The 24,453-nt window shown below is 47.1% G+C and carries 26 protein-coding genes; 16 read left to right on the forward strand and 10 right to left on the reverse strand.

What is annotated here, in order from left to right; all coding sequences use genetic code 11:
• Nucleotides 1-41: 41 nt before the first annotated feature.
• Entirely contained in the window at nucleotides 42-236 is a 195-nt protein-coding gene (locus KNO76_RS09895) for a hypothetical protein (protein WP_214885162.1), read from the reverse strand.
• A gap of 53 nt (nucleotides 237-289) precedes the next feature.
• On the reverse strand, nucleotides 290-1,396 hold the full coding sequence (yfkAB, locus tag KNO76_RS09900) for a radical SAM/CxCxxxxC motif protein YfkAB (RefSeq protein ID WP_214885164.1): 1,107 nt from the start codon (nucleotides 1,394-1,396) through the stop codon (nucleotides 290-292).
• An 85-nt stretch (nucleotides 1,397-1,481) separates the two neighbouring features.
• Between yfkAB and KNO76_RS09905 the strand changes: the two genes are divergently transcribed.
• The 3 genes from KNO76_RS09905 (at nucleotide 1,482) to KNO76_RS09915 (ending at nucleotide 3,564) form a co-directional block, all read left to right on the forward strand.
• Nucleotides 1,482-1,691, forward strand: a complete 210-nt coding sequence (locus KNO76_RS09905; protein ID WP_015880867.1) for a hypothetical protein — start codon at nucleotides 1,482-1,484, stop codon at nucleotides 1,689-1,691.
• Nucleotides 1,688-3,064, forward strand: a complete 1,377-nt coding sequence (gene rlmD, locus KNO76_RS09910; protein ID WP_214885166.1) for a 23S rRNA (uracil(1939)-C(5))-methyltransferase RlmD — start codon at nucleotides 1,688-1,690, stop codon at nucleotides 3,062-3,064. Before KNO76_RS09905 ends, rlmD begins: the two co-directional genes overlap by 4 nt.
• A 92-nt stretch (nucleotides 3,065-3,156) precedes the next feature.
• A complete protein-coding gene (locus KNO76_RS09915; protein WP_251127966.1) occupies nucleotides 3,157-3,564 on the forward strand; it encodes a cytidine deaminase in 408 nt (135 codons plus the stop codon).
• 30 nt (nucleotides 3,565-3,594) lie between these two features.
• On the opposite strand, the gene KNO76_RS09920 is transcribed toward KNO76_RS09915, so the two are convergent.
• A complete protein-coding gene (locus KNO76_RS09920; protein WP_026826733.1) occupies nucleotides 3,595-3,801 on the reverse strand; it encodes a hypothetical protein in 207 nt (68 codons plus the stop codon).
• A gap of 118 nt (nucleotides 3,802-3,919) precedes the next feature.
• Here KNO76_RS09920 and KNO76_RS09925 point away from each other — a divergent pair, with 118 nt between their 5' ends.
• A complete protein-coding gene (locus KNO76_RS09925) occupies nucleotides 3,920-4,207 on the forward strand; it encodes a hypothetical protein (protein WP_026826732.1) in 288 nt (95 codons plus the stop codon).
• 83 nt (nucleotides 4,208-4,290) lie between these two features.
• Here the strand turns inward: KNO76_RS09925 and KNO76_RS09930 are convergent, their stop codons facing one another.
• The 5 genes from KNO76_RS09930 to KNO76_RS09950 all read right to left on the reverse strand — a co-directional run bounded on the left by KNO76_RS09930 (nucleotide 4,291) and on the right by KNO76_RS09950 (nucleotide 9,357).
• Nucleotides 4,291-5,682: a sensor histidine kinase gene (locus tag KNO76_RS09930; protein ID WP_214885170.1), complete on the reverse strand. Its 1,392-nt coding sequence runs from the start codon at nucleotides 5,680-5,682 to the stop codon at nucleotides 4,291-4,293.
• On the reverse strand, nucleotides 5,679-6,368 hold the full coding sequence (locus tag KNO76_RS09935) for a response regulator transcription factor (protein ID WP_026826730.1): 690 nt from the start codon (nucleotides 6,366-6,368) through the stop codon (nucleotides 5,679-5,681). Before KNO76_RS09935 ends, KNO76_RS09930 begins: the two co-directional genes overlap by 4 nt.
• A 168-nt stretch (nucleotides 6,369-6,536) precedes the next feature.
• Nucleotides 6,537-7,103, reverse strand: coding sequence for a GNAT family N-acetyltransferase (locus KNO76_RS09940; RefSeq protein ID WP_214701161.1), 567 nt, complete (start codon nucleotides 7,101-7,103; stop codon nucleotides 6,537-6,539).
• A gap of 178 nt (nucleotides 7,104-7,281) precedes the next feature.
• Nucleotides 7,282-8,436: an amidohydrolase gene (locus KNO76_RS09945; RefSeq protein WP_214885172.1), complete on the reverse strand. Its 1,155-nt coding sequence runs from the start codon at nucleotides 8,434-8,436 to the stop codon at nucleotides 7,282-7,284.
• A 12-nt stretch (nucleotides 8,437-8,448) separates the two neighbouring features.
• Nucleotides 8,449-9,357, reverse strand: coding sequence for a TIGR01777 family oxidoreductase (locus KNO76_RS09950; RefSeq protein WP_026826727.1), 909 nt, complete (start codon nucleotides 9,355-9,357; stop codon nucleotides 8,449-8,451).
• Between the two features lie 145 nt (nucleotides 9,358-9,502).
• Here KNO76_RS09950 and recX point away from each other — a divergent pair, with 145 nt between their 5' ends.
• The 12 genes from recX (at nucleotide 9,503) to KNO76_RS10010 (ending at nucleotide 22,443) form a co-directional block, all read left to right on the forward strand.
• On the forward strand, nucleotides 9,503-10,315 hold the full coding sequence (gene recX / locus KNO76_RS09955) for a recombination regulator RecX (protein WP_026826726.1): 813 nt from the start codon (nucleotides 9,503-9,505) through the stop codon (nucleotides 10,313-10,315).
• Between the two features lie 48 nt (nucleotides 10,316-10,363).
• Complete coding sequence (locus KNO76_RS09960; RefSeq protein WP_026826725.1) at nucleotides 10,364-12,004, forward strand: L-lactate permease; 1,641 nt, start codon at nucleotides 10,364-10,366, stop codon at nucleotides 12,002-12,004.
• Nucleotides 12,005-12,325: 321 nt separating this feature from the next.
• On the forward strand, nucleotides 12,326-14,050 hold the full coding sequence (locus KNO76_RS09965) for an ABC transporter ATP-binding protein (RefSeq protein ID WP_214885176.1): 1,725 nt from the start codon (nucleotides 12,326-12,328) through the stop codon (nucleotides 14,048-14,050).
• Between the two features lie 22 nt (nucleotides 14,051-14,072).
• Nucleotides 14,073-16,118: an ABC transporter ATP-binding protein gene (locus KNO76_RS09970; RefSeq protein ID WP_214885177.1), complete on the forward strand. Its 2,046-nt coding sequence runs from the start codon at nucleotides 14,073-14,075 to the stop codon at nucleotides 16,116-16,118.
• Between the two features lie 9 nt (nucleotides 16,119-16,127).
• Nucleotides 16,128-17,306, forward strand: a complete 1,179-nt coding sequence (locus tag KNO76_RS09975; protein ID WP_214885178.1) for an RtcB family protein — start codon at nucleotides 16,128-16,130, stop codon at nucleotides 17,304-17,306.
• Nucleotides 17,307-17,378: 72 nt separating this feature from the next.
• Complete coding sequence (locus KNO76_RS09980) at nucleotides 17,379-17,693, forward strand: YfhH family protein (protein WP_214885180.1); 315 nt, start codon at nucleotides 17,379-17,381, stop codon at nucleotides 17,691-17,693.
• Complete coding sequence (locus KNO76_RS09985; protein WP_026826720.1) at nucleotides 17,690-17,959, forward strand: YfhJ family protein; 270 nt, start codon at nucleotides 17,690-17,692, stop codon at nucleotides 17,957-17,959. The genes KNO76_RS09980 and KNO76_RS09985 overlap by 4 nt, the downstream gene beginning before the upstream one ends.
• 150 nt (nucleotides 17,960-18,109) lie before the next feature.
• Complete coding sequence (locus tag KNO76_RS09990) at nucleotides 18,110-18,649, forward strand: helix-turn-helix domain-containing protein (protein WP_026826719.1); 540 nt, start codon at nucleotides 18,110-18,112, stop codon at nucleotides 18,647-18,649.
• Nucleotides 18,650-18,670: 21 nt separating this feature from the next.
• Complete coding sequence (locus KNO76_RS09995; RefSeq protein WP_214701171.1) at nucleotides 18,671-19,777, forward strand: ABC transporter ATP-binding protein; 1,107 nt, start codon at nucleotides 18,671-18,673, stop codon at nucleotides 19,775-19,777.
• Nucleotides 19,764-20,585, forward strand: coding sequence for an ABC transporter permease (locus KNO76_RS10000; RefSeq protein WP_034771217.1), 822 nt, complete (start codon nucleotides 19,764-19,766; stop codon nucleotides 20,583-20,585). The genes KNO76_RS09995 and KNO76_RS10000 overlap by 14 nt, the downstream gene beginning before the upstream one ends.
• Nucleotides 20,582-21,376: an ABC transporter permease gene (locus tag KNO76_RS10005; RefSeq protein WP_026826716.1), complete on the forward strand. Its 795-nt coding sequence runs from the start codon at nucleotides 20,582-20,584 to the stop codon at nucleotides 21,374-21,376. The genes KNO76_RS10000 and KNO76_RS10005 overlap by 4 nt, the downstream gene beginning before the upstream one ends.
• Nucleotides 21,373-22,443, forward strand: a complete 1,071-nt coding sequence (locus tag KNO76_RS10010; protein WP_214885182.1) for an ABC transporter substrate-binding protein — start codon at nucleotides 21,373-21,375, stop codon at nucleotides 22,441-22,443. The genes KNO76_RS10005 and KNO76_RS10010 overlap by 4 nt, the downstream gene beginning before the upstream one ends.
• Nucleotides 22,444-22,459: 16 nt before the next feature.
• Here the strand turns inward: KNO76_RS10010 and KNO76_RS10015 are convergent, their stop codons facing one another.
• Nucleotides 22,460-22,834 (reverse strand): DUF779 domain-containing protein, encoded by a 375-nt coding sequence (locus tag KNO76_RS10015; protein ID WP_214885190.1) that lies wholly within the window; start codon nucleotides 22,832-22,834, stop codon nucleotides 22,460-22,462.
• Between the two features lies 1 nt (nucleotide 22,835).
• Nucleotides 22,836-24,356 carry an aldehyde dehydrogenase gene (gene adh / locus KNO76_RS10020; RefSeq protein ID WP_214885192.1) on the reverse strand — a complete coding sequence of 507 codons (1,521 nt, stop codon included), beginning with the start codon at nucleotides 24,354-24,356 and terminating at the stop codon, nucleotides 22,836-22,838.
• Nucleotides 24,357-24,453 lie beyond the last annotated feature (97 nt).

Here is a 24,453-nt window from a genome sequence, read left to right on the forward strand (position 1 = left end):
AATTCACCTCATGAAATCAAAGTAAAAAGCCGAGAGGGTTCTCAGCTTTTCGTGTCGTCAATCGGTTGTGGAGAGTGATTCAAATGGAGTAATTCATCATCCCAACTACCTTGACTGAACATTTCATCATGCTCTACTTTGTCTGAAACGAATGCGGCTGTCAATAAAATACTGAGTGTGCCAGCGAAGATTACGATGGCCATAACTGTAATGATGAACACATAAATAGCTGTCATCTATACACACCTCGATTCGTTTAATATACAGAATATTTCCCGAATTGAAATATTTAAAACGAGGTAGCTTTTCTAGATTGGAAATCAATCGTTGGATAATAGGCTTGTTTGACGAGTGCGTTCGGTCCGAGACATTTGACGGCTGGGCAATGACAAGACAGTGTGGCGTTCAATTGGCTGTTTGTCCATGCATTGTACGCTTCCTGGAATGACGTATCATAGACGGTACCAAGAGTACCAAGCTCGTCACCGAAGTCGGTCACGATGATCTGTCCGTCAAAGATATTCGTGTTAAGGCGTGAACGACCATCTGGGTCATTTCGGACGGTCACGTTTTTTGTTTCATGAAGTCGCTTCAATAGAGCACGGTCTTCAGGTAGGTCAGAACATGCATAGAATGGCAACGTCCCAAACAACATCCAGACGTTCTCGTCACGGACGTCGAGTAAGTCATGGATGGCTTGTCGCGTATCAGCGAGTGACGCTGATTCAAGTGCGCTAGCCCAGTCTGCGGGGTACATTGGGTGCACCTCATGTCTTTGACAACCGAGTGAGACGATTTCTTCATGAATTTCTTTCAAATGTGGAATCGTCCGTTTGTTGATCATCGTCTCCGCCGACACGATGACTCCTTCTGCCGTTAAGGCGCGGGCGTTGTCTTTCATGGTCTGGAGCATTTTCAAGCGGGCCTCTTCACTCGGTTTCCGGTCCATCATCGCGAATCCGCCTTCGAGGAAATCGGCATCGGTGCCCCAGTTATGCGAAATGTGCAAAACGTCCAAGTAAGGGGTAATAAGATGATAGCGAGATAACGGTAGCGTCAAGTTCGAGTTGATCTGAGTGCGGGCGCCACGTTCTTTCGCATAGCGTAACAGCGGAACGACATAGTTACGGACTGATTTCATCGATAACATCGGTTCACCACCTGTGATGGAGAAGGCGCGTAAATGTTCGATCTCATCCAATCGTTGAATTAACAATTCGAGTGGGACTTCAGGTTCTTCCTTCTGGTCAAGCATATAACCGACCGCACAATGTTCGCAGCGCATATTACACAATTTTGTTGTTGTTACTTCGACGTTGGATAAGACGAGTCGACCATGTTCGACTTGATCGAGATAGGCTTCCCAAGGGTCGAAAGTTGGGGAGATGTTTTGCATGTGGATTCCACCTTTTCATCAAGTTACAAGAAATAGTATGCTATAATAGCAACTCTTTGTCACGAACCAAAGGAGCGATTACAAGATGGGTAAATCACGTACAGATACTGCCGGAAAGATGAACGTCCTAAAATCGAGAACGGAACTGCTATGTCTATCGGTCAACACGCTAGACGAGCATACGACACCTGAAGATTTACATCGCCTGTTAGCCGACATTGATTCGTTGCGCGCTAAAGTGGTGCGTTACGCCAAAGACCTAGAACAATCGTCTCGAAAGGATGAATCAGATTGAAATTAATTATTGGAGATTTTAAAGATGTCACAGTCGACCGACTTGGCATTAATGGAGAGGGCATCGCGACCATCAATCGCATGGTCATTTTCATTCCAAACTTATTACCGGGAGAACGAGCAAAAGTCGAAATCACACGTGTAGAGAAAAATTACGCAGAAGCGCGTGTCGTCAAACGCGACAACGACTCGAAAGACCGTGTTAAAGCACCTTGTCCGATTTACGACGAGTGTGGAGGCTGCCAAATCCAACACATGAGTTCTCGACTGCAGATGGAGTATAAAGAAGAAATCGTTCGAAATGCCTTCCGTCAAAAGACGAAGCTAAACGTGGAAAAATCGGATATTCGTCCGACAATTGGTATGGAAGACCCGTGGTACTATCGAAATAAATCACAATTCCCACTCGGCACACGCCATGGCGAGATTGTCTCAGGACTCTACAAGCCGAACACAAACCATCTCGTGTCGATTGAGCACTGTATGGTCCAACAGCGGGACACAACGAACATCAATAATGCGATTGTCCGTATTTTAAACGAACTCGACATCCCCGTCTATGACGCACGCCGCGACACGGGGTATGCCAGAACCGTCGTCGTTCGTTCCGGATACAACACGAATGACGTACAAGTTGTTCTCGTCGTTGGGCATGAAGATGTCCCGGATTTAGATGAATTGAGTGACCGCATCATGGCATTGCCAAATGTTGTCTCGTTCCATATCAATATCAATTCAAACCGCTCTAGTGTTATTTTTGGTTATCGGACGGTTCACATCGCGGGTCAAGAAAAGATGGATGAGCAACTTGATGACGTCCATTATCACTTGTCACCACGCGCATTCTTCCAGTTGAATCCGGCACAGACGGAAAAAATGTATCGTGAAGTCGTTGAAGCTGCAGCATTGACGGGTGAAGAACGTGTCATTGATGCGTATGCGGGTGTCGGTTCGATCGGTCTTTGGTTAGCGCCACACGCGAAGGAAATTCGAGGAATGGAAGTTGTACCGGAAGCAGTCGAAGATGCGAACGACCATATGCGTGAGAATGGCTACAGCCACGTCACGTACGTCGAAGGGCGTGCCGAGCATTGGATCCCTCGTTGGGTTAAAGATGGATGGCTCCCAGATGTCGTCGTAGTCGATCCGCCACGGACAGGTATGGATCATCAATTAATCAATTCAATCATTTCATCCAAGGCGAAACGAATTGTTTACGTGTCATGCAACCCGCAGACGCTCGCACGTGATACCGATCAGTTGATGAAGGCCGGATACAAGGTGAATTACGTACAACCGTACGACATGTTCCCTCAGACATCACATGTCGAATCCGTTGTTGTATTCGAGAAGAAGAAAAAGAAAAAATATTGACGAGTCGGTGAAAACACTTGTGAAGTAAGCGTTTTCACGTTATAGTTCAGATGTCAGACTTCTTATCAAATATAGAAGTGGAGGAACATCCAATGATTTCACAAGAACGCGTACAAGAACTCGTGCATAAAGCTATTGAGGCGCGCAAGCGCGCTTATACACCTTATTCAAAATTTAACGTCGGGGCTGTCGTCATCGACGCATCCGGTAATGAGATTACAGGGTGTAACGTTGAAAATGCTTCATACGGTCTATCGATGTGTGCCGAGCGAACAGCGATTTTCAAAGCTGTCTCAGAAGGTAGCGAATCGATCGAGACGGTGGTTGTCGTCGGCGATACAGAAGGGCCGATTTCACCGTGTGGGGCATGCCGCCAAGTCATCGCCGAATTCGCAGGAGAAGAGTTCACGTTGATTCTAGCGAACTTAAATGGTGACACAAAAGTGATGACAAAAGAAGAGATGTTGCCTTACGGATTCTCACCGAATGACTTAACATAAACAAGCTGCGGACAAAGGTCCGCAGCTTGTTTATTTGTCCGTATATTTCTTTTCGCTCACCGAGTCATCTTTTGAGTGACGTTTGTTCTTCTCGTCTTTTACCCGTTCATTTAACTCCTCAACGGGAATCGGATCGACAGTCTGCATGCCGTCCTCGTCAAAAATGCTCTCTTTGTCCGTGTCGACAGCATCTGGGTTATCGAACGGACGCTTCGAGGTTGGTCGTTTCTTTTCCATCCAATCGCCTCCTTCCACCTAAACATTCCACTACATGTAAAGCTGTAAACGTTTTCGTCATGGGTTTTGAGATTATGAAATGGTGGAATGAAGAGTGCATAGTGAAGGAGGGGTTATGATGGACCGGAAAGTATTGACCGGGATTGTATTAGGTGTCGCTGGAGCTGCGCTCGTAGCACCGAAAGTGGCGGCACTACTTTCTCAACGTGAGGCAGAAGACACATGGCAAAAGATGGATGAACGGGAGAGTGTGGACGCGAGTCAGGATGAGGCAGAAGAAGGCCTCACGCAACTAGATTCTAGTCATCGTGCCGAGTGGCAAGCGAACGGATTCCCACAGACGCACGCCGAACGAGAGCGACTGCAACAAGAATCGATTAATCAATATAAAGGCAAAGACATTTAAAAAGGCAGCCCTATGCTGAACTGCCCATAAAAGTTAGATTTTCATGTCTAACTTTTATGGGGGCGGTTCATGCGGGCTGCCTTTTACATATCGAACGTGTCTTCCGGGAGGAGAGGTAAACCGACCGTGACAGTGGTTCCTTTTCCGACTTCTGAACTGAAGTGGAGCGACCCCTCGTGCCGCTCGATGATATGTTTAGCAATGGCCAGACCGAGACCGGTCCCACCATCTTTTCGTGTTCTTGATTTATTGACGCGGTAGAAGCGTTCCGTCAATTTATCTACATCTTCTTTCGGAATGCCCCGACCTTCGTCGCGGATTTCAGTAATCGCATAGTTTGTTTCAGCGAACGATTTCACATGAATTGTTTTGCCCGATTCCGTGTAGCGGAGTGCGTTGTCAAGTAGATTACCGATGACCTGTTCGAGTCGGTCGTGATCGCCAAGGATAATTAAGTCGAAATCTAAGTCCGATTCAATTGTCACACCTTTCGCCCGGGCAATGGGTTCGAGTCGATAGAGGACGTCTTCGAGTACTTGTGAATAGACGACTGGCTCTTTTGTCATCGGATACGAATCTCGCTCTAACTGTGCGAGGTCGAGTAAATCAGTAACAAGTCGTTGAAGCCGGTTCGTCTCGTTCTCGATGATGTCATAATATTGTGCCCTCGTTTGTTCATCCAATGTGTCGTCTTGAAGCATCTCGGTATAACCGCGAATGTATGATAACGGTGTGCGGAGTTCGTGACTGACGTTCGCTAAAAACTCTTTTCGTTGTTCTTCGACGAGTCCGAGCGATTCCGCCATCGAATTGAGCGTATCCGCCAGTTCACCAATCTCGTCATCATAGACAATCGGGATGCGGTGTGAGAAATCGCCCTGCGCATATACTTGAGAGGCACGTTTCATTTGGATGAGCGGCTGAATGATGGTGTCGATGATTTGTTTACCGAATAGGAGCAAGTTCACAATCATGAGGACGAGCAAAAACGTGATCATGAGCCGAATCGGTTGAAACGGTTCGCTGATTTTACTGAGCTCCATGTAAAGGATTAACGCATTATCGAGTTCACCGTCTCGTACGAGGGGGAATGCAGTCATCAAAATGTCAACGTCCTCGGTCGGGTGTTTCCGAGTCACGGAAATTACATACCCGTCTTGTAGCCGCTCGAGATCTTGTTGCCTTAAAAACGTCTTTCCTGAACCGAGTGTATCTTCTCGAACCGAGGAGAGGAACACTTTCGTTTCCGTTAGCTCATTCGTATACGTCATACTGTCTGCAAACGCGTCAGAAAAACCGTCGGCCTTGTAGATGGTGACGAGTTTCTCTCCACGATTGATGAGCAGCTCTTCTTGCGTTTGAATATAGAATTTATCGTACAAATAAAACGTCATAATCAGAAACACGAATGCTGAGAAGAGGCTGGCTGTCCAGATGGTAATCCAAATCCGCTTCCGAATCGTGTATCGTTTCATTCGTTTGCCTCGAATTTATATCCGATGCCCCATACCGTTTGAATGTAACCGCCCGCTTCACCAAGTTTCAGACGTAGTGTCTTAATGTGTGTATCGACTGTACGAAGGTTCCCGTGGTATTCGGTTCCCCAAATTTGATCGAGTAGCTGTTCACGAGAGAATACTTTCTCGTCGTTTGTGATAAACAGGTAAAGCAAATCAAATTCTTTACGTGTCAGGTTGACGGTTTTTCCTTTCACACTGACGGCACGGCCATCGATATCAATTGAGAGAACCCCGATATCAAACGTTGCCTCTTGTTCTTTAGAGAAACTATGAGTGCGACGGAGAGTTGCCTCAATACGAGCGAGTAATTCGCGTGGACTAAACGGCTTCGTGATATAGTCGTCCGCCCCAATTTTTAGTCCGTGAATCCGGTCGAGTTCTTCCGATCGTGCCGTTAACAGAATGATGGGCACGTTCGAAAACTCACGGATGCGCATGCATGCCGTCAAACCATCGAGTTCCGGCATCATGACGTCGAGTAAGACGAGATGGAACGTCTCTTCTTTTAAGCGCTCAATAGCTTCAAGACCGTTTGAGGCGGTGACCGTCTCATACCCCTCTTTTTCTAAATTTGATACAAGTAAATCTCGCATTTGTTCTTCGTCATCAGTTACGAGGATACGAAACATTGATTCTGACATATGTCATTCTCCTTTACAAAACGGTTAACGGGAGATGTGATGAATCCCCCATAGTTCTATCATACCTATCTCTTCGAATTAGAACAGATTTATTCGGCTCCGACAAGTTACCTCCATCAAATCCACACAAAAAAGCCACAAAAAAGCCAATTCTTTGACAGAATTGGCTCAGGCTTCGAGTTGCGTTTCGTAAGGAACTTCGTATTCTGGGACATGAAGGGTATGCGAGTAAAGTTGGAAACTCGACTTGGATACTTCATAAAGGACGTATTCGGCGTCACCCTGATTGATTTCTGCAAGCAGTTCTGAACGAATCTCATTCGCGCAAAACGCGTAGGGAAGCTTTTCTGCTGCGGCAATCGAGCGTTCATTCGATTTACGGATTTTTAAAAACACACTTTCCATGTCAAGTTCGAAGAAGAGTTCCGAGAAGAACGACTCTTTCGCGACTTGATTATAACCTTTGCCATGATATGGCTTGCCAAGCCATGTACCAAGAAACCCGTAGCCGGATTCGACGTCGAACAAGCTGATTGTCCCAATTGGGGTACCATACTCGTTCGTGATGGTACGTGAGATGATATTTCCTTGCTCTTCTAGCTCGATGATTTGCTTCGTGCTAAATAAAAACTCGTCAAAGTGGACCGTCTTTTGACGGACATACGGAAAGACATCTGGGTGTTGCATCAGTTCGAACAACTCCGCGCAGTCGGTGAGCTCACGAAATTTGAGCACCTTTACATTCCTCCTCCTATTTCAGACCGCTGAAGAATAGTCGTAACGAAAGCATACTTCTGGCTTCGCTGTTCGAACCGCCTTGGCTGCTTTATAAAGTTACAAGATAAATTTTATATAGTATTTTTAAAAAAGCAAGTAAATTATGCGTAAAAACGCTTATGAAAAATAATGAAAATTATTCGACCTCATGATGCGTTTCGGCACGCTCCGTTTTGTAGACGACTTCGCCGTTTACAATCGTCATAATCGGCTTCGCCAAGTAGTCGAGGGGGAAGTGATTCCACAGCACGAGATCGGCGTCTTTCCCGACTTCTAGTGAGCCGATGCGGTCGTCAACACCTAATGATTCAGCAGGATTGATGGTGATTCCTCGTAAAGCGACATCAACCGGTAAGCCTTCACGAGCCGCAAGTCCTGCGCATAAATTTAAGTATTGAACAGGCGTGTACGGATGATCGGTCGTAATCGAAACGATCATGCCATGTTCATGTAGAACACGATACGTCTCCCACGTCTTATTTTGGAGCTCGATTTTCGATTTTCGAGTGAACGTCGGTCCGACGGTGACGTGTTTCACACCGAGTTCCTTTAACTTTTTAGCGACGAGGTGACCTTCCGTACAATGCTCGATTCGAAAGTCGAGGTCAAACTCTTTTGCGAAACGTACGACAGATAGGATATCGTCGGCTCGGTGTGCATGAACACGAATTGGCATTTCACGATTGAGAGCGAGTTGAATCATCTGACTGCCGAAAGTTCCAATCGTCTTGGTCGACCCGACCGTGCGGAACGCTTCACGAAGCAATCCCATAATACCCATTCGTGTTAAGTCCCCCGTTTTTCCCATACTATGAATCCGTTTTGGGTTTTCACCGAGCGCCATCTTCAGTCCGGCATGACGTCGGACAATCATGTCATCAATATAGCGACCATGCGTTTTGATGACGCTTGTCACACCACCGATGACGTTCATGCTACCTGGCATGACCTGTACGGCAGTCACCCCTGCCATCAGCGCTTCCTGAAAACCTTCATCCAGGGGATAAACACCATCAATCGCACGGGCATGAGGAGTCATCGATTCTACTGTTTCATTAGCGTCGTTTCCAACGGACCCGGTCCCTTCATCATATAAGCCAAGATGGGTATGGGCATCGATGAAACCAGGGAATAAGAAGTTTCCTTCCGCCTCGATGACGTTCTCATCGTCAAGTGGCTCAAGCAATTCAGCCATTTCGATGATTTTGCCGTCTCGAACACGAAGGTCTCCGTAAAAGTGAGGTGCGGTAATCGGATAAACATGGGCATTTCGAATAAGTAAGTGACTCACAATTAATTCTCCTTAGGCATCTTGTAGTAGTTGTGTTAGAGCGGGTTCGAGTGTTTCATATCGAAAATCGAATCCGTGTTGAAGCGCTTTAGTCGGAACGACCTTCGCGCCTTCTAGGACGATGACACTTTTCTCACCGAGAACGAGTTTCATCATTGATGTAGGTGCGGGAATCCAATGTGGACGATGCATCACTTTTGCGATCGTCTTCCCGAATTCATTCATCGTCACCGGTGTTGGAGCCGTTCCGTTTACGGGACCTTCGATTGCATCTGTTTCGATGATATGCACGAATAACCGTACAAGATCATCTAAATGAATCCAGGGTACCCACTGCTCTCCCGATCCAATTTTACCACCGACCCCGAACTGATAAGGAAGTTTCATTAATGGGAAAGCACCTCCGTCATTTGATAAAACGACTCCGGTGCGCATGGTAACGAGACGTATGCCAAGGTCGCGAATCGGGTCGGCTTCTTGTTCCCAAAGAATACATACATTCCCTAGGAAATTGGTCCGCGTCGGTAAGGGCGTCTCTTCCGAATAAGTGATGGAGCGGTCTTCACCATATATCCCAATCGCTGAGCCGCTTATGACGACTTGTGGCTTCTGTTTCAACTGTTTAATCAGGCGAACGACTTCTTTCGTTCCTTCGATTCGACTTTGAAGGATGGCTTGTTTTTGCTTATGTGTCCATCGTCCATCATTGATGGAGGCCCCAGCTAAATGAATGAAAGCATCCGTTCCTTCAAGTTCTTTTTCTGGTTTGCTATTTGGTGTCAACCATTCGATAAATGACACCCCGCGATGGCGAGGACGAGGATGACGAGTCAACACGACGACTTGATGACCGGCATCGGCTAGTGCGCGGACGAGCGGTTGACCGATGAGCCCGGTTCCACCGGTGATTGCGATTTTCATGAAATTCCCTCCGATATCATGTGTTGTTTCTAAAATGGGTATAAGTCAGTATATCCAGATGAATACCCTTTCTTCTAACTTATCAAAAATCCTCTACAATTCCTGAACGTGATATGTTAGAAACATGAAATGGAGGGGAATCGTTGTGAAAATTGCAAAGTTCACTACCCAACAAAAGAATAAAGACCGATTGAACGTCTTCATCGAGCGCGAAGGAAAAGAGGAGTTTGCGTTTGCTATCGATGTTGACGTGTTCATTAAGTACGGACTCGCAAAAGGAATGGAGCTTGAGGATGACTTTGTCCAAGATGTGCTTGAAGCGGAAGAGGCTCAAAAGGCGTATAAATTGGCCGTCAATTATTTATCGTATCGAATGCGTGCCATTTCAGAGGTACAGGACTACCTAGTGAAGAAGGAGTTAAGTGAAACTGCCATCAAACATGCCATCACGCGACTGAAAGAGCAACGCTACTTGAATGATGCTGAATTCGCGAAAGCTTATGTCCAGACTAAGTTCAATACGAGTCCGAGCGGGCCAATTAAAATTAAACGGGAGCTTGGACAGCTTCGTATTCCAGCAGACATCGTCGAGACGGTAGTGGCGTCAATCACTCATGAAGAGCTTGTCGAAAAGGCAGGAAAGTTCGTGAAAAGGAAACAAATGGAAACAAATCGACGTTCTGCCACAGAAGTGCAACAAAGAATTCAACAAACCCTAATGCAAAGGGGGTTTACCTTTGATATTATTTCAGAGGCGATTCAAACTTTTTGGGAGGAAGAAGACGAAGATGTCGAGATTGCGGCATGTCTGAAACAGGCTGAAAAGTTGAGTCGGAAGTTCAACGGATATGATGCGTTCGAACGCAAACAGCGTATGAAGATGCAGCTTCGGCGCAAAGGATTTCCGTATGACGTGATTGAACGTACATTAGATCGACTCGTTCAAGAAGAATCGTGATGGGACATCTGTTTACGGTAGGGGAAAATACGAAAAGGTGGGTCTACATTGACGATTTTAGAATGGATTACAGCACTGACACCGATTGTGGCCGTGCTTATCTTATTGGTAATTATGCGTTTACCTGCATCAGTAGCAATGCCTTTGTCACTTGTGACGACGGCGATTTTAGCATTCTTTGTTTGGCAATTGGATGCGACACGGATTATGTCAGCCACGCTACAAGGTCTTGTCATCGCCGTGACAACAGTATGGATTGTATACGGTGCCATCGGAATGATGAATACGATGAAAGAAGGAGGCGGAATGAATGCAATTCGCTCCGGATTCGTCAACATCACACCCGATCCGCGGATTCAAGTTTTGATTGTCGGTTGGTTATTCGTTTCATTCATTGAAGGGGCTTCAGGGTTCGGTACACCGGCTACCGTGGCGGCACCACTTTTGATTGCACTCGGCTTTCCGCCAATAGCGGCAGTCGTCATCGCACTATCAGCAGACGTTTCAGCCGTTACGTTTGGGGCGGTGGGTACACCGGCACTCATCGGGATTGGTAATGGTCTATCCCTTGATGTGAATCAGCCGGAGGCGATTGAATTTATTACAGAGGTCGTCTTACAAACAGTCTTGATTGACATGGCGGTTGGATTATTCATCCCATTTATTTTAATTTTGATGCTGACTCGTTTCTTCAGTAAAGAAAAGTCAATCAAACCTGCGCTTGAAGTGTTTCCAATCGCAATTGTCGCAGCGCTTCTATATAGTGTGCCGGCATACATTTGGACGTTGATTCTAGGGTTTGAGTTCGGTGGAATGCTTGGTGGATTGACGGGGCTAGTCATTCTCGTCACAATGGCACGAAAAGGGATTCTCATGCCAAAACGCGTATGGACGTTTGATGGATACGCGGATCAAATCGAACAACCTGTTGAAAGTAAGACCGTTAAAACTGGAAAGCGTGAGTTGCCACAATGGAAAGCGTGGGCACCTTATCTCATTTTGACGATTTTCTTGATTTTGACACGAACAGTTCCATTCTTGAACGAGTTATCTCGTAGTGTACGAATCAATCTCCCGGATATTTTAGGGGTCGAAGGGATTTCAACATCTTGGGAACCATTTTATTCACCAGGATTCATGTTTATCTTGACGATCATCGCAACATTCTTCTTGCACAATATGAGTTGGTCACAAGTCACGTCGGTCTTTAAAGCAACGACGCTTGGTGTCGTTGGAACGGCCATTACGTTAGCGGCTTCTGTTCCGATGGTTCGTATTTTCATCCACTCAGAAAGTGGTGGAGCTGGACTTGCGTCGATGCCAGTCGAACTCGCGACAGCGGCTGCTGACACGTTCGGTGGAGTATGGCCACTCGTCGCACCATGGATTGGGGCCCTCGGCGCGTTCGTTTCAGGATCGGCGACCTTCTCGAACATGATGTTCTCGAGCTTGACGACAAATGTCGCTAGTTCAGTTGGGTTGAATGAGTCACTAGCCTTGTCGATGCAGATGGCAGGGGCGAACGCCGGAAACATGATTTGTGTGTTAAACGTCGTAGCGGTGGCATCTGTTGCCGGATTGCTTGGGAAAGAAGGAACGATCATCCGTTATACGCTCATGCCGATGATTTATTATGCAACGGCTACAGGGGTCGTTGGTCTCATTTTGGGCATGTTTTTCTTAAACTAAAAACAAGTTACAATTTTTTTACAGAATAATATTGACAATTTTCAGAACAGTCTGCTAAGGTTTGAGTAGATTTTAAAACGATGAAACGAGAGGAGCCAAAATGATGAACAACATTGCACTCACAAACACACTCAAAACATCATATGGCTACTCGTATTTAACTGCGTGACTTTGGCAGCTGGATAGGGGTAGTGTCCTTTCCCTGACCATGCAAAAGACTGAAGACTTCTTCAAGCGCGCTTCATTTGATTGGTTGCACAATCAGGTGGAGTGCGCTTTTTTGTGTGCTCAGATGGATTGGGCGAAAGGGGGAAATCAGTCATGAAACTGACTAAACAATTGGATTGGTTTATTAAAAGACAGAAACGGACGTATGTGATCGCCATCATCTTACTTATCATCACGGGTGTGGTGGATATGCTACCACCATGGATTATCGGACAGGCAATCGATGCGATTCGTGAAGGTAGTTTGACGACAGAGCGGTTAATTCTGATTGTGTCGTCGCTTCTAGGCATCATGGTGCTGTCTTATGTGATGTCGTACTTGTGGATTGCCCGACTATTTGGGACAGCCTTTCTACTGGAAAAGAAATTAAGAGGTCGCTTTTTTGGTCATCTGCTCAAACAAACACCGCGTTTTTATCAACAACATCGTACAGGTGACTTGATGGCGCTTGCGACGAATGACTTGAAAGCGGTAGAGCGGACAGCAGGGTTTGGGGTCATGACATTAGTCGACTCATTCAACATGACGCTCATCGCGTTGACGATCATGGGTGTGTTTATCGATTGGAAGTTGACGCTCGCAGCACTCTTGCCGATGCCGATTCTTGCCTGGTCGATGAATAAACTCGGAAGTCAAATTCATACACGTTTCACGGCAGCTCAAGACTCGTTCGGGGTGATGAACGACCAAGTCGTGGAATCGATTTCAGGTCTTCGGGTCGTCCGTTCCTTCGTCCAAGAAGAAGCGGACACGAAAAAGTTTGATGATATCACTGATGACGTGATGGCAAAAAACCTGCATGTCGCAAAAATCGATGTGTTGTTTGAACCGGTCATCAAGTTGCTTGTCGGATTCAGTTACTTGATTGGGCTATCGTTCGGGACGTATCTCGTCTTTACGAACGACATCACGCTTGGTCAGCTCGTCTCCTTCAATATTTATTTAGGGATGCTCATTTGGCCGATGTATGCGTTCGGGGAACTCATCAACGTCGTGCAGCGAGGAACAGCGAGTCTCGAGCGAATTGAAACGACGATGAACGAAGTACCAGACGTTGCCTCGACGGGAACAGTTCACATCGATGTACCGGAGAAAATCACCTTCAAATCGCTTTCGTTCCGTTATCCAAACGCAAATCGGGAGTCGTTAGAAGACATCGTCCTGCACGTCTCACGTGGTGAGACAATTGGAATCGTCGGACCGACTGGGGCCGGGAAGACGACGTTATTGCGTCAATTGCTTCGGGAGTATCCGATTGACGATTCACTTCTCGTGAACGGTGTACCAATCTCTGACATCAAACTCGAAACCGTCCGTGGCTGGAGTGGATATGTGTCACAAGAACATCTCCTATTCTCGAAAACAGTACGTGATAACATTCGCTTCGGGGTAGATGACGTATCGGATGAAGCGCTCGAGACGGCGATTCATCTCGCCGCATTTGATACAGATATCGAACACCTTGACAATGGTCTGGATACGGTTGTCGGGGAACAGGGTGTCATGCTGTCAGGTGGACAGAAGCAACGTTTGTCGATTTCACGAGCGTTGTTGAAAAATCCAGAGATTCTACTTCTTGACGACTCGCTTTCGGCGGTCGATGCGAAAACGGAGTCACGAATCATCGATTCGGTCCGTACGAGCCGTGAGGCGAAGACGACATTCATCGTGGCTCACCGTCTTTCTGCGGTGGCGCACGCTGACCAAATTCTTGTCCTTCAAGACGGGCGTGTCACTGAGCGCGGCACACATGACCAACTGATGGAACGACACGGTTGGTACTATGAACAATTTATTCGTCAAGGAGAGTCGGAGTAATCCGGGAAAGGGGGAATCTCTCATGATCGATCAATATGAATTAGATCCGGTCCGCCGGAAGAAGACGATTCGCTCACTCGTTGGCTATGCCAAACAAGTGAAGCGCTCCATCTTCCTCGGACTGGCATTACTCTTTTTAGCGGTCGGCGCAGAACTTGCCGGGCCGTATATCGCCAAAGTCATTATCGATGAGCATATCGTCGCCATCGAGCGTGACTGGGTTCAAGTCGAATCTGGCGGTAGTGTTTCCTTTGATGGTGATTCTTATGAGAAAGAAACGAGACTAAACGGCCAAGATGTGATTCAGCCGGTCTCGATCGTACAAACGACCGAAGGATACTATCTTGTACCTGAGGCGGTTATGAGCGGAGGAGTCCGTGAAGTTGAAGGAGACGTGCTGACGATTACAAGAGGAGACGAGACGGCGACGTATGATAATATCGTCTCACTCTCGTCGACTGACGTATTTCAGTTCTATCAAACGGATTTACGAGCGGTCCTTCTCTTATCGGGACTTTATGTCGTCTTGTTATTATTTGCGGCGGGATTGAACTGGGGACAACAGATGCTCTTGCAACGGTCAGCGCATAAAATCGTAAAAACGATGCGTCTTGACGTGATGAAGCATCTCCAAACGATTCCGGTCCGTTATTTTGACCAGACACCGATTGGGAAAATTGTCAGTCGTGTCACAAATGATACGGAGACGATTCGTGACCTGTATTTAGGGGTGCTCGCTCGCGTCTTCCAAAGTGTCGTCATGATGATTGGGGTACTCATTGCGATGTTCTTCCTAGACGTACGTCTTGGACTCGTCTCACTCATTATCATCCCGGTCGTCATCGTCTGGATTAAATTGTTCCAACGTTTCTCGACGAAAAATAACTTCCGTGTCCGCGCACTCGTCGCGGATATGAACGCGCAGTTGAATGAGAGTATCCAGACGATGCCAATCATTCAATCGTACGTTCGCGAAAATCTCGTCTATGACGAATTTAACGAGAAGAACAGTGACAACTTCCAAACGAGACGGAAATTGTTGAAGCTAGATGCGTTGATGAGCCATAACCTCGTCAATTTCTTCCGAAACATGGCGCTCGCCTTGCTCATTTGGTTTGTCGGAACACAAACGCTCGGTGGGGGAAGTATCCTGACGCTCGGGATTTTGTACGCATACATCGACTACGTCTCACGGATCTTTGAGCCGGTGACACAAATCATGAACCAATTGTCACCACTTCAGCAAGCGCTCGTCTCGGCCGACCGAATGTTCCAGTTACTTGACGAAAAAGGGGAACCGGTCTCATCAGAACGCATTTCACGTTTTAAAGGGGAAGTTGTCTTTGATGATGTGACATTCAGTTATGAAGCAGGGAAGCCGGTGTTGCAACAGATTGAACTACACGCCGCACCGGGTGAGACGATCGCTCTGGTCGGACATACGGGTAGTGGGAAGAGCTCGATTATGAACTTGCTCATGCGATTTTATGACCCGTCTGTAGGCGTCCTACGAATCGATGGGATGGATGTGACGAAGCTCCCGACTCAGGCAGTACGGGACCACCTCGGGATCGTCTTACAAGACCCGTTCCTGTTCACCGGTACAATTCGGACGAACGTCACGCTAGGAGACGAGACAATCACGGATGAGCAGGTTTGGAACGCACTGACAGCCGTAGGGGCTGACCGTTTCGTGAAGCAGTTGCCACAAGGAATCGATGAACCGGTGATTGAGCGTGGGGCCTCACTCTCGAGTGGGGAACGACAGTTGATCAGCTTCGCTCGTGCCCTCGTCTTCGACCCGGCCATCCTCGTCCTCGATGAGGCGACAGCAAGTGTCGACTCGGAGACCGAGGCACTGATTCAAAAGGCACTCAAAACACTCACGTATGGTCGAACGACGTTTGTCATCGCCCACCGTCTCTCTACGATTCGGGAAGCGGACCAGATTCTCGTCCTCGACCACGGTCGAATCATCGAGCGAGGGAATCACCAGTCGCTCATCGAATTCGGTGGTGTCTATGCTCGAATGCACGAATTACAAAGTAAACAACAAGTCATCAGCTAAGGAGGTCACATGGAAATCACGGGGAAATACAACCGCGCCAAAGTATTCAATGAACGAATCGATGACATGACGCGGAGTCAGATTCAAACGCTACTTGACCAACCGTTCACACTAGGGGCATCGATTCGGATCATGCCGGATATGCACGCCGGTAAAGGGTCGGTCGTTGGGACGACGATGACGATTCAGGATAAAGTCGTGCCTAACCTGGTCGGTGTCGACTTAGGATGTGGGATGCTTTGTACGGAAATCAAAGCAAAGCGGATCGACTTTCAGCGACTCGACGATATCATTCGTGAACTGGTACCGAGCGGGATGAACATTCGTGAGAAGGTTCATCCATATGCTTCTGAACTTCCGCTAGAAGAGGTGCGGGCGCCGTATAAACTCGACCGTGCCTTGCGTTCGGTCGGATCGCTCGGCTCGGGGAATCACTTTATTGAAGTGAACCGGGATGAAGAGGGACGAACGTTTCTCGTCATTCATTCCGGTTCACGCCATCTCGGGGTGCAGATTGCCGATCACTATCAAGAGCGCGCGATTCAACATATGATGGAAACGAAAGATGTAATAGAAGCAATCGAACGATTGAAGGATACTGCACGCCATAAAGAAATCTCGACGTATCTGGAAAGAGAGCGAGCGTCACGGAAACCATTCCAAGACTTGGCTTATGTCGAAGGAGAGGACATGGACGATTATATGCATGATGTTCGCATCGCTCAACAATATGCAGCGGCGAACCGTCGAGCGATGACAGATGTGATCGTAGAAGCGATGAAGTGGAACGTCGTCGATCAATTTGACACCGTTCATAACTATATCGACCATGACGCGATGATTCTACGAAAAGGTGCCATCTCCGCGCAAGAAGGAGAGCGTGTCATCATTCCGATGAACATGCGAGACGGTTCGCTCATCTGTACCGGTAAAGGGAACCCGGACTGGAACTTCTCGGGTCCACACGGATCAGGGCGAATCATGTCTCGCTCGGCAGCACGTAAACGCGTCGACTTCAAAGAATTTAAACGTACGATGGAAGGCGTTTGGTCGACATCGGTCCGACCATCTACGGTGGATGAGTCACCATTCGTGTACAAATCGATGAAAGAAATCGTCCGTTATATCGAACCGGCCGTCAGCATCGACCAAGTCATCAAACCATTGTACAACTTCAAGGCGAATTGAGTGGGTTTTCACTCAGTCTCGCCTTTTTCTTTTTTTCGCAAAATCTGATACGCTTACATCGAGGTGAACGAAATGGAAAAGCGGTTAAGTGACTTATCGATTTATGAGTTAGAGCAGGAGATTCAAGCATTACATGAACGGAAGCGGAAGGCTGAACAAATGGGCATGGTCAGTGAAATCGAAGTTGTCCTTCGACGGATTGCGATTGCCGAAAGTTATTTGGTCGACCCATCATCGTTTCGTCCCGGTGAAACATACGTCGTCAACTATAATGACCAACCTTTCCGCTTGAAATTCGTCAACGGTGTCATGGGTTGGGGTACGTTTGAAGGGGACATGACAGAACGGGCCATCCCACTCTCTGAACTGTCGGAGGTGGAACAGTGAATCGGAACGAACAGTATGATCGGCTTGCTACAATCTTAAAAGAAAAGAATGATGTGTTAAACGACTCGGAAGCGGTAACGTGGGTCGAGGTGTTATGGGAAGACTTTGAAACAACGCTTGCCAAGGCCGGGGAGCCGTATCCGGGAGAAGCGAAGGCGTTTCAGTACGTCATTCAACAGATTGATGCGTACGGCGCACAGCTCCACTTGTTCCAAACGAAGAACGAAAAGTTTAAGCATTTGATGTCTAAACGGAATTTACATTGAATCACGTCTATCCGACGTGATTTTTTTATTGCAATTATCATTCAGTTCGTTATAATAAAGGTCGCTAATAGTTTGATTGTAAGTATAGTATAGATAAACTTTCTTTAGTTAAACTCATGTTTTACTAAACTAGAAGGAGGCGTTCAGTCGTTGGAAGTAGGTCAAAACATTAAGCGGCTCCGAATTAAAAAAGGATTGACCCAAGAAGAATTGGCGGAGCGTACGGATTTGAGTAAAGGATACATTTCTCAAATCGAACGGGATTTAAGCTCTCCCTCGTTAGAGACGTTATTTGATTTATTGAGCGTCCTCGGTAGTTCTCCAAAAGAGTTCTTCGATGAAGACTTGAATCAAAAAGTCGTCTACACCGTCGATGATCGCACTACTTATGTAGATGAGGAGCGAAAATATCGGACAGAGTGGCTCATTCCCGAATCGAATGAGAAAGAGATGGAGCCGATTCTCGTCACGTTTTGCAAAAATGGAGAATTCAAACAATATGAACCTTCACGTTCAGAGACATTGGTTTATGTCTTGTCCGGTAGAGTGGCGCTGAAGTTAGGTCATCACACTTATTTCGCTAAAGCAGGGGAAACAATGTACTATGTCGCTTCGGATTCACACCAGATCGTCAACGACCATGATGGCGAGAGTGAATGTCTCATCGTAGCGACCCATTCTTATTTATAAGGCAATAGAGGAGGAAACAGCATGAATGCAGAGACAATTATTCGTTTTGACCATGTGTCAAAGCGTTACGACGACACAGTCGTCTTAGAAGATATCAGTTTTGAAATTGAGCGTGGAAGGTTTTATACGCTTCTCGGTCCATCGGGATGTGGGAAGACGACAATCTTACGTCTCATCGCAGGATTTACGGATGCAACCGAAGGAGATATTCACTTCAGTGGGAAGCGAATCAACGATGTTCCGGCCAACAAACGACAAGTAAATACCGTTTTTCAAGATTATGCGCTGTTTCCTCATTTGAACGTATTTGAAAATGTTGCGTTTGGTCTCCGCATTAAAAAGTTGAAAGAAGCAGACATTAAAGCGAAAGTGGAGCAGGCTCTCAAGTTTGTTAACTTAGAAGGATACGGCTCGCGCGAAATCGATGAGATGTCAGGGGGACAACGTCAACGTGTCGCTATCGCCCGCGCGATCGTGAACGAGCCAGAAGTCATCCTCCTCGATGAACCGTTGTCTGCCTTAGATTTGAAACTTCGGACGGAAATGCAATACGAATTGCGTGAATTGCAACAACGTCTTGGCATCACTTTCATCTTCGTCACACACGACCAAGAAGAGGCGCTCGCGATGTCCGATGAGATTTTCGTCATGAATAACGGTAAAATTGTTCAGAGCGGGACGCCGACTGATATTTATGACGAACCGATTAACCGTTTCGTCGCAGACTTTATCGGAGAATCCAATATCGTACCTGGTGTCATGCCGGAAGACAACGTCGTCACGTTCGCTGGTAAAACATTTGACTGTGTCGACCAAGGATTTGACCGCAATGAAAAAGTCGAGGTCATCATTCGTCCTGAAGACTTGGAGATGACATCGGTCGAAGCGGCAAACCTTGTCGTCGACGTCGATTCACAATTGTTCCGAGGCGTCCACTATGAGATTTGCTGTTATGACGAAGAAGGGAATGAATGGCTCGTTCACTCGACGAAGAAGTCGACAGTCGGATCAAAAATCGGGTTGACGTTTGACGAAGAAGCGATTCATGTTATGCGATTAGGGGAGACGGAAGAAGAGTTTGACCGTCGTCTCGAATCCTATGAGGAGGTTCCTCATGAATCAAACTAATCAGACCGCAAAGACGGTATATTTGACGACGTATTGGATTTGGATTGCCTTATTCGTCATCGCACCACTCGTCCTCGTCGTCTATTATTCCTTTTTTGATATCGATGGGAACTTGAGTTTAGAGAACTATCAGACGTTCTTCACCTCAACGTATTTGACGATGACGTTGTCGTCGTTTTGGTATGCGTTCCTCATTACGTTCTTCTCGCTACTCGTTGGATATCCGACGGCATACTTGTTGACGAAGACAAAGCACAAACAGCTTTGGCTCTTGCTCATCTTGCTTCCTTCATGGATTAATCTTTTATTAAAAGCGTACGCATTCCTCGGTATTTTTGGAACGTACGGCATCACGAATCAGTTTTTAGAGGCGATCGGGATTGGAACGAAACAGATTCTCTTTACAGACTTCAGTTTCGTCTTCGTCTCCGTATACATTTTCATACCGTTCATGATTTTGCCGATCTACAACGCGATTGAAAAATTACCAGCCTCTCTCGTCTATGCATCACGAGACTTAGGTGCATCGAACTGGACGACGTTCCGACGTGTCATCTTCCCGCTGACGCTTGACGGCGTCAAGTCAGGGATTCAAATTGTCTTTATTCCGGCGTTGTCACTCTTCATGATCACACGCCTCATCGCAGGGAACCGTGTCATCACGCTCGGTACAGCGATTGAACAACAATTCCTTGTTACGCAAAACTGGGGGATGGGATCAACGATTGCCGTCTTCTTGATCTTGGCGATGGTTCTCGTCATGGTCATCACGCGTGACTGGGGTGCGAAAGGAGCGGTCCGTCGATGAAGCGTAAACGATTCAAATTATCAAACCTGTACTTGGCGGCCGTATTCTTTATTCTATACGCGCCAATCTTATATCTCGTCTTCTATTCGTTCAATAGCGGCGGGACGATGAGTAACTTCGAAGGCTTTACACTTGAATGGTACAAATCCCTCTTCACCGATACGAGACTTCTCGTCATCGTCTTGAACACGATTGTCATCGCGCTGTTATCGGCGACAATTTCAACTGTGCTCGGTGTGATAGGAGCCCTCGCCATTTATACGGCGAAACAAAAGTATACGAAGACGTCGCTCTTGTCTTTGAACAATGTCTTGATTGTCAGCCCGGACGTCATCATTGGAGCATCATTCTTAATTCTCTTCACGATGCTTGGGATTCAATTAGGCTTCTATTCCGTCCTCTTGTCGCACATCGCCTTCTCAGTTCCGATTGTCGTCATCTTAGTGTTACCAAAACTCCAAGAGATGAGTCCGACGTTGATTGATGCGTCACGTGACCTAGGAGCCAGTACGTGGGACGTGTTGACGAAAGTCATTCTACCGTATATCACGCCGGGGGTATTTGCCGGATTCTTCACGGCACTCACATATTCGTTAGATGACTTCGCGGTCACGTTCTTCGTAACAGGGAACGGATTTACAACACTTGCGGTAGAAGTTTACTCACGGGCACGTCAAGGGATCTCGCTTGAAATCAATGCGCTGTCTGCGATTTTGTTCGTCTTCACCCTTATTCTTGTCATTGGATATTATGTGTTGTCGCAACGAGGATCAAAGGAGGTTAGACGATGAAAAAAATAGTCATCATGCTGACTGTGCCATTGGTTGTCAGCTTTGGTCTCCTTCTTTGGATTCAGCAACTGAACGCTGCGCAAGGGTTTGGTGGCGACAATACGCTTGTCGTCTATAACTGGGGAGACTATATCGATGAGGATTTGATTGGGGAGTTCGAAGAGCAGAGCGGGTTGAAGGTCGTCTATCAAACATTCGACTCGAACGAAGCGATGCTTACGAAAATTGAGCAAGGTGGTACGGCGTTCGATGTAGCCGTACCGTCAGACTATGCGATTAGTAAGATGATTGAAGAGGATTTGCTCCTTCCAATCGACTACGACAAGCTTGAGAATTTCGATAACATCGACCCACGCTTCCTCGATAAATCGTTCGACCCGGATAACAAGTACTCGGTCCCTTACTTCTGGGGCACGGTCGGGATTGTCTATAATCCTGAATTAGTTGATGGTGAAATCACATCGTGGAACGACTTGTGGGAGATGCCGCTTGAAAATGACATCCTTCTTGCGGACGGAACACGAGAAGTGATGGGCTTCGGCTTGAACTCGCTCGGCTATTCGCTCAATACGACGAACAAAGATGAGTTAATTGAAGCGGAACAAAAGCTAGAGACGCTTTGGCCAAACATCAAAGCAATCGTCGGGGATGAAATTAAAATGTTGATGGCAAACCGTGAAGCGGCAGCTGCTGTCGTTTGGTCTGGAGATGCGTCGGAAATCATGTACGAAAATGAAGAACTAACGTATGTCATTCCAGAAGAGGGGACGAATCTCTGGTTCGATAACCTCGTCATTCCAAGTACAGCACAAAATGTGGACGGTGCGCATCAATTCATCGATTTCATGCTAGATGCCGAGATTGCAGCACGAAATACGGACTATGTCGGCTATTCGACTCCGAACGATGCCGCTCTCGACTTTTTGGATGAGGAAGTGACATCAGATGAACGATTCTATCCGTCTCGCGACGTGACGCAAGAACTCGAAGTATATGAAAATCTAGGGAAGCGGATGAACGCTTACTATAACGAATTGTATTTACGCTTTAAAATGCAGAGTAAATGACAACACATCCCCGCACTCATCGTGAGCGCGGGGTGTTTTGTTTTAGCGCTTTACGCTCTTCTTCTGTAAAGACTCGAGAACGTCCTAAAAATCGTTTCCCTTCGACACCTTCGAGTGAGAACATACCGCCTCGACCATCGACCACATCGATGATTAGTTGTGTATGTTTCCAATAATCATATTGTTTCTCGTGGATATAGAATGGGGTATCTCCGATTTCACCAAGGAGCACATCATGATCGCCCACCATGAACTCGTCGTGTGGAAAGCACATGGGTGAACTTCCATCACAGCATCCCCCCGATTGATGAAACAGAAGTGGACCGTGTTTCGATTTTAGACGTTCGATCAGTTCGAGCGCGGCGGGGGTGGCCTCGACTCGTTTCATCATCTTAGAAGAACCCGAGCTTCTGTTCGCTATAGCTGACGAGCATGTTTTTCGTCCGTTGATAATGACCGAGCATCATCTTATGGTTCTCGCGTCCAATCCCAGACATTTTATAGCCGCCGAACGCAGCGTGTGCCGGATATGAATGGTAGCAGTTGATCCAGACGCGGCCTGCTTGGATTTCGCGGCCGAAGCGGTACGCGCGATTCATGTCACGGGTCCATACGCCTGCCCCGAGTCCGTAAAGCGTATCGTTCGCGATGGCGAGTGCTTCCGCATCATCTTTGAACGTCGTCACCGATAAGACTGGTCCAAAAATTTCTTCTTGGAAGATTCGCATCTTGTTATGACCTTTGAAGATGGTCGGTTGAATGTAATATCCATCCGCGAGGTCTCCATCCATCATGTTGCGCTCACCACCGATTAGACATTCTGCGCCTTCCTCTTTCCCGATTTCAAGATAAGAAAGGATTTTCTCCATCTGTTCGTTCGAAGCTTGTGCACCCATCATGACGTCAGAATCGAGCGGGTTCCCGAGTTTGATCGCTTTGACGCGTTCGAGCACACGCTCCATAAATTTGTCATAGATGGATTCTTGAATCAACGCGCGGGATGGGCACGTACATACTTCCCCTTGGTTCAAGGCGAACATGACGAGACCTTCGATCGCTTTATCAAAGAAATCATCATCCGCTTCCATGATGTCCGCGAAGAAGATGTTCGGAGACTTCCCACCGAGCTCGAGTGTGACGGGGATGATGTTTTGAGAAGCGTATTGCATGATGAGGCGACCCGTCGTCGTTTCTCCCGTGAAGGCGACTTTATCGATACGATTGCTCGATGCGAGTGGTTTCCCTGCTTCGAGCCCGAAACCGTTGATGATGTTGAGGACGCCTGGTGGTAATAAGTCTTCAATGAGTTCCATGAGGACCATGATGGAAGAAGGTGTTTGTTCGGCTGGTTTTAACACGACACAGTTTCCGGCTGCGAGCGCCGGAGCGAGTTTCCAGACAGCCATTAAAATCGGGAAGTTCCACGGAATGATTTGAGCGACAACGCCGAGTGGCTCATGGAAGTGATAAGCGACTGTATCGTTGTCGAGTTCACTGATTCCGCCTTCTTGTGAACGAATCACACCGGCGAAGTAACGGAAGTGGTCGATCGCGAGCGGAAGGTCGGCATTAAGTGTTTCTCGTACTGCTTTACCGTTCTCCCACGTTTCTGCATACGCGAGCATTTCGAGATTCTCTTCCATGCGATTGGCGATTTTATTTAAGATGACAGAACGTTCCGCGACGGACGTTTTGCTCCAAGCGTCTTTGGCTGCATGAGCGGCATCCAAAGCGAGTTCAACATCCTCTTTCGTTGAGCGGGCGACTTCACATAGTACTTTCCCATTTACAGGAGATGTGTTTTCAAAGTATTCCCCACCAGCAGGTGCGGTCCACTTTCCGTTAATAAAGTTGTCGTAACGGTCCTTAAACTGTACTTTTGTTCCTGCTGAGTTCGGTACTTCATAAATCATGTTCGTTCCTCCCTTTTCATACGAGATAGAGGAGTTATGTATACGCTTACATTTTTAAGTAAGCGAACGACTCCCTTTTTTCATCGTAACGGTCCGG

The sequence above is a fragment of the Exiguobacterium sp. s101 genome, from assembly GCF_018617835.1.
Taxonomy (GTDB): Bacteria; Bacillota; Bacilli; order Exiguobacteriales; family Exiguobacteriaceae; genus Exiguobacterium; species Exiguobacterium marinum.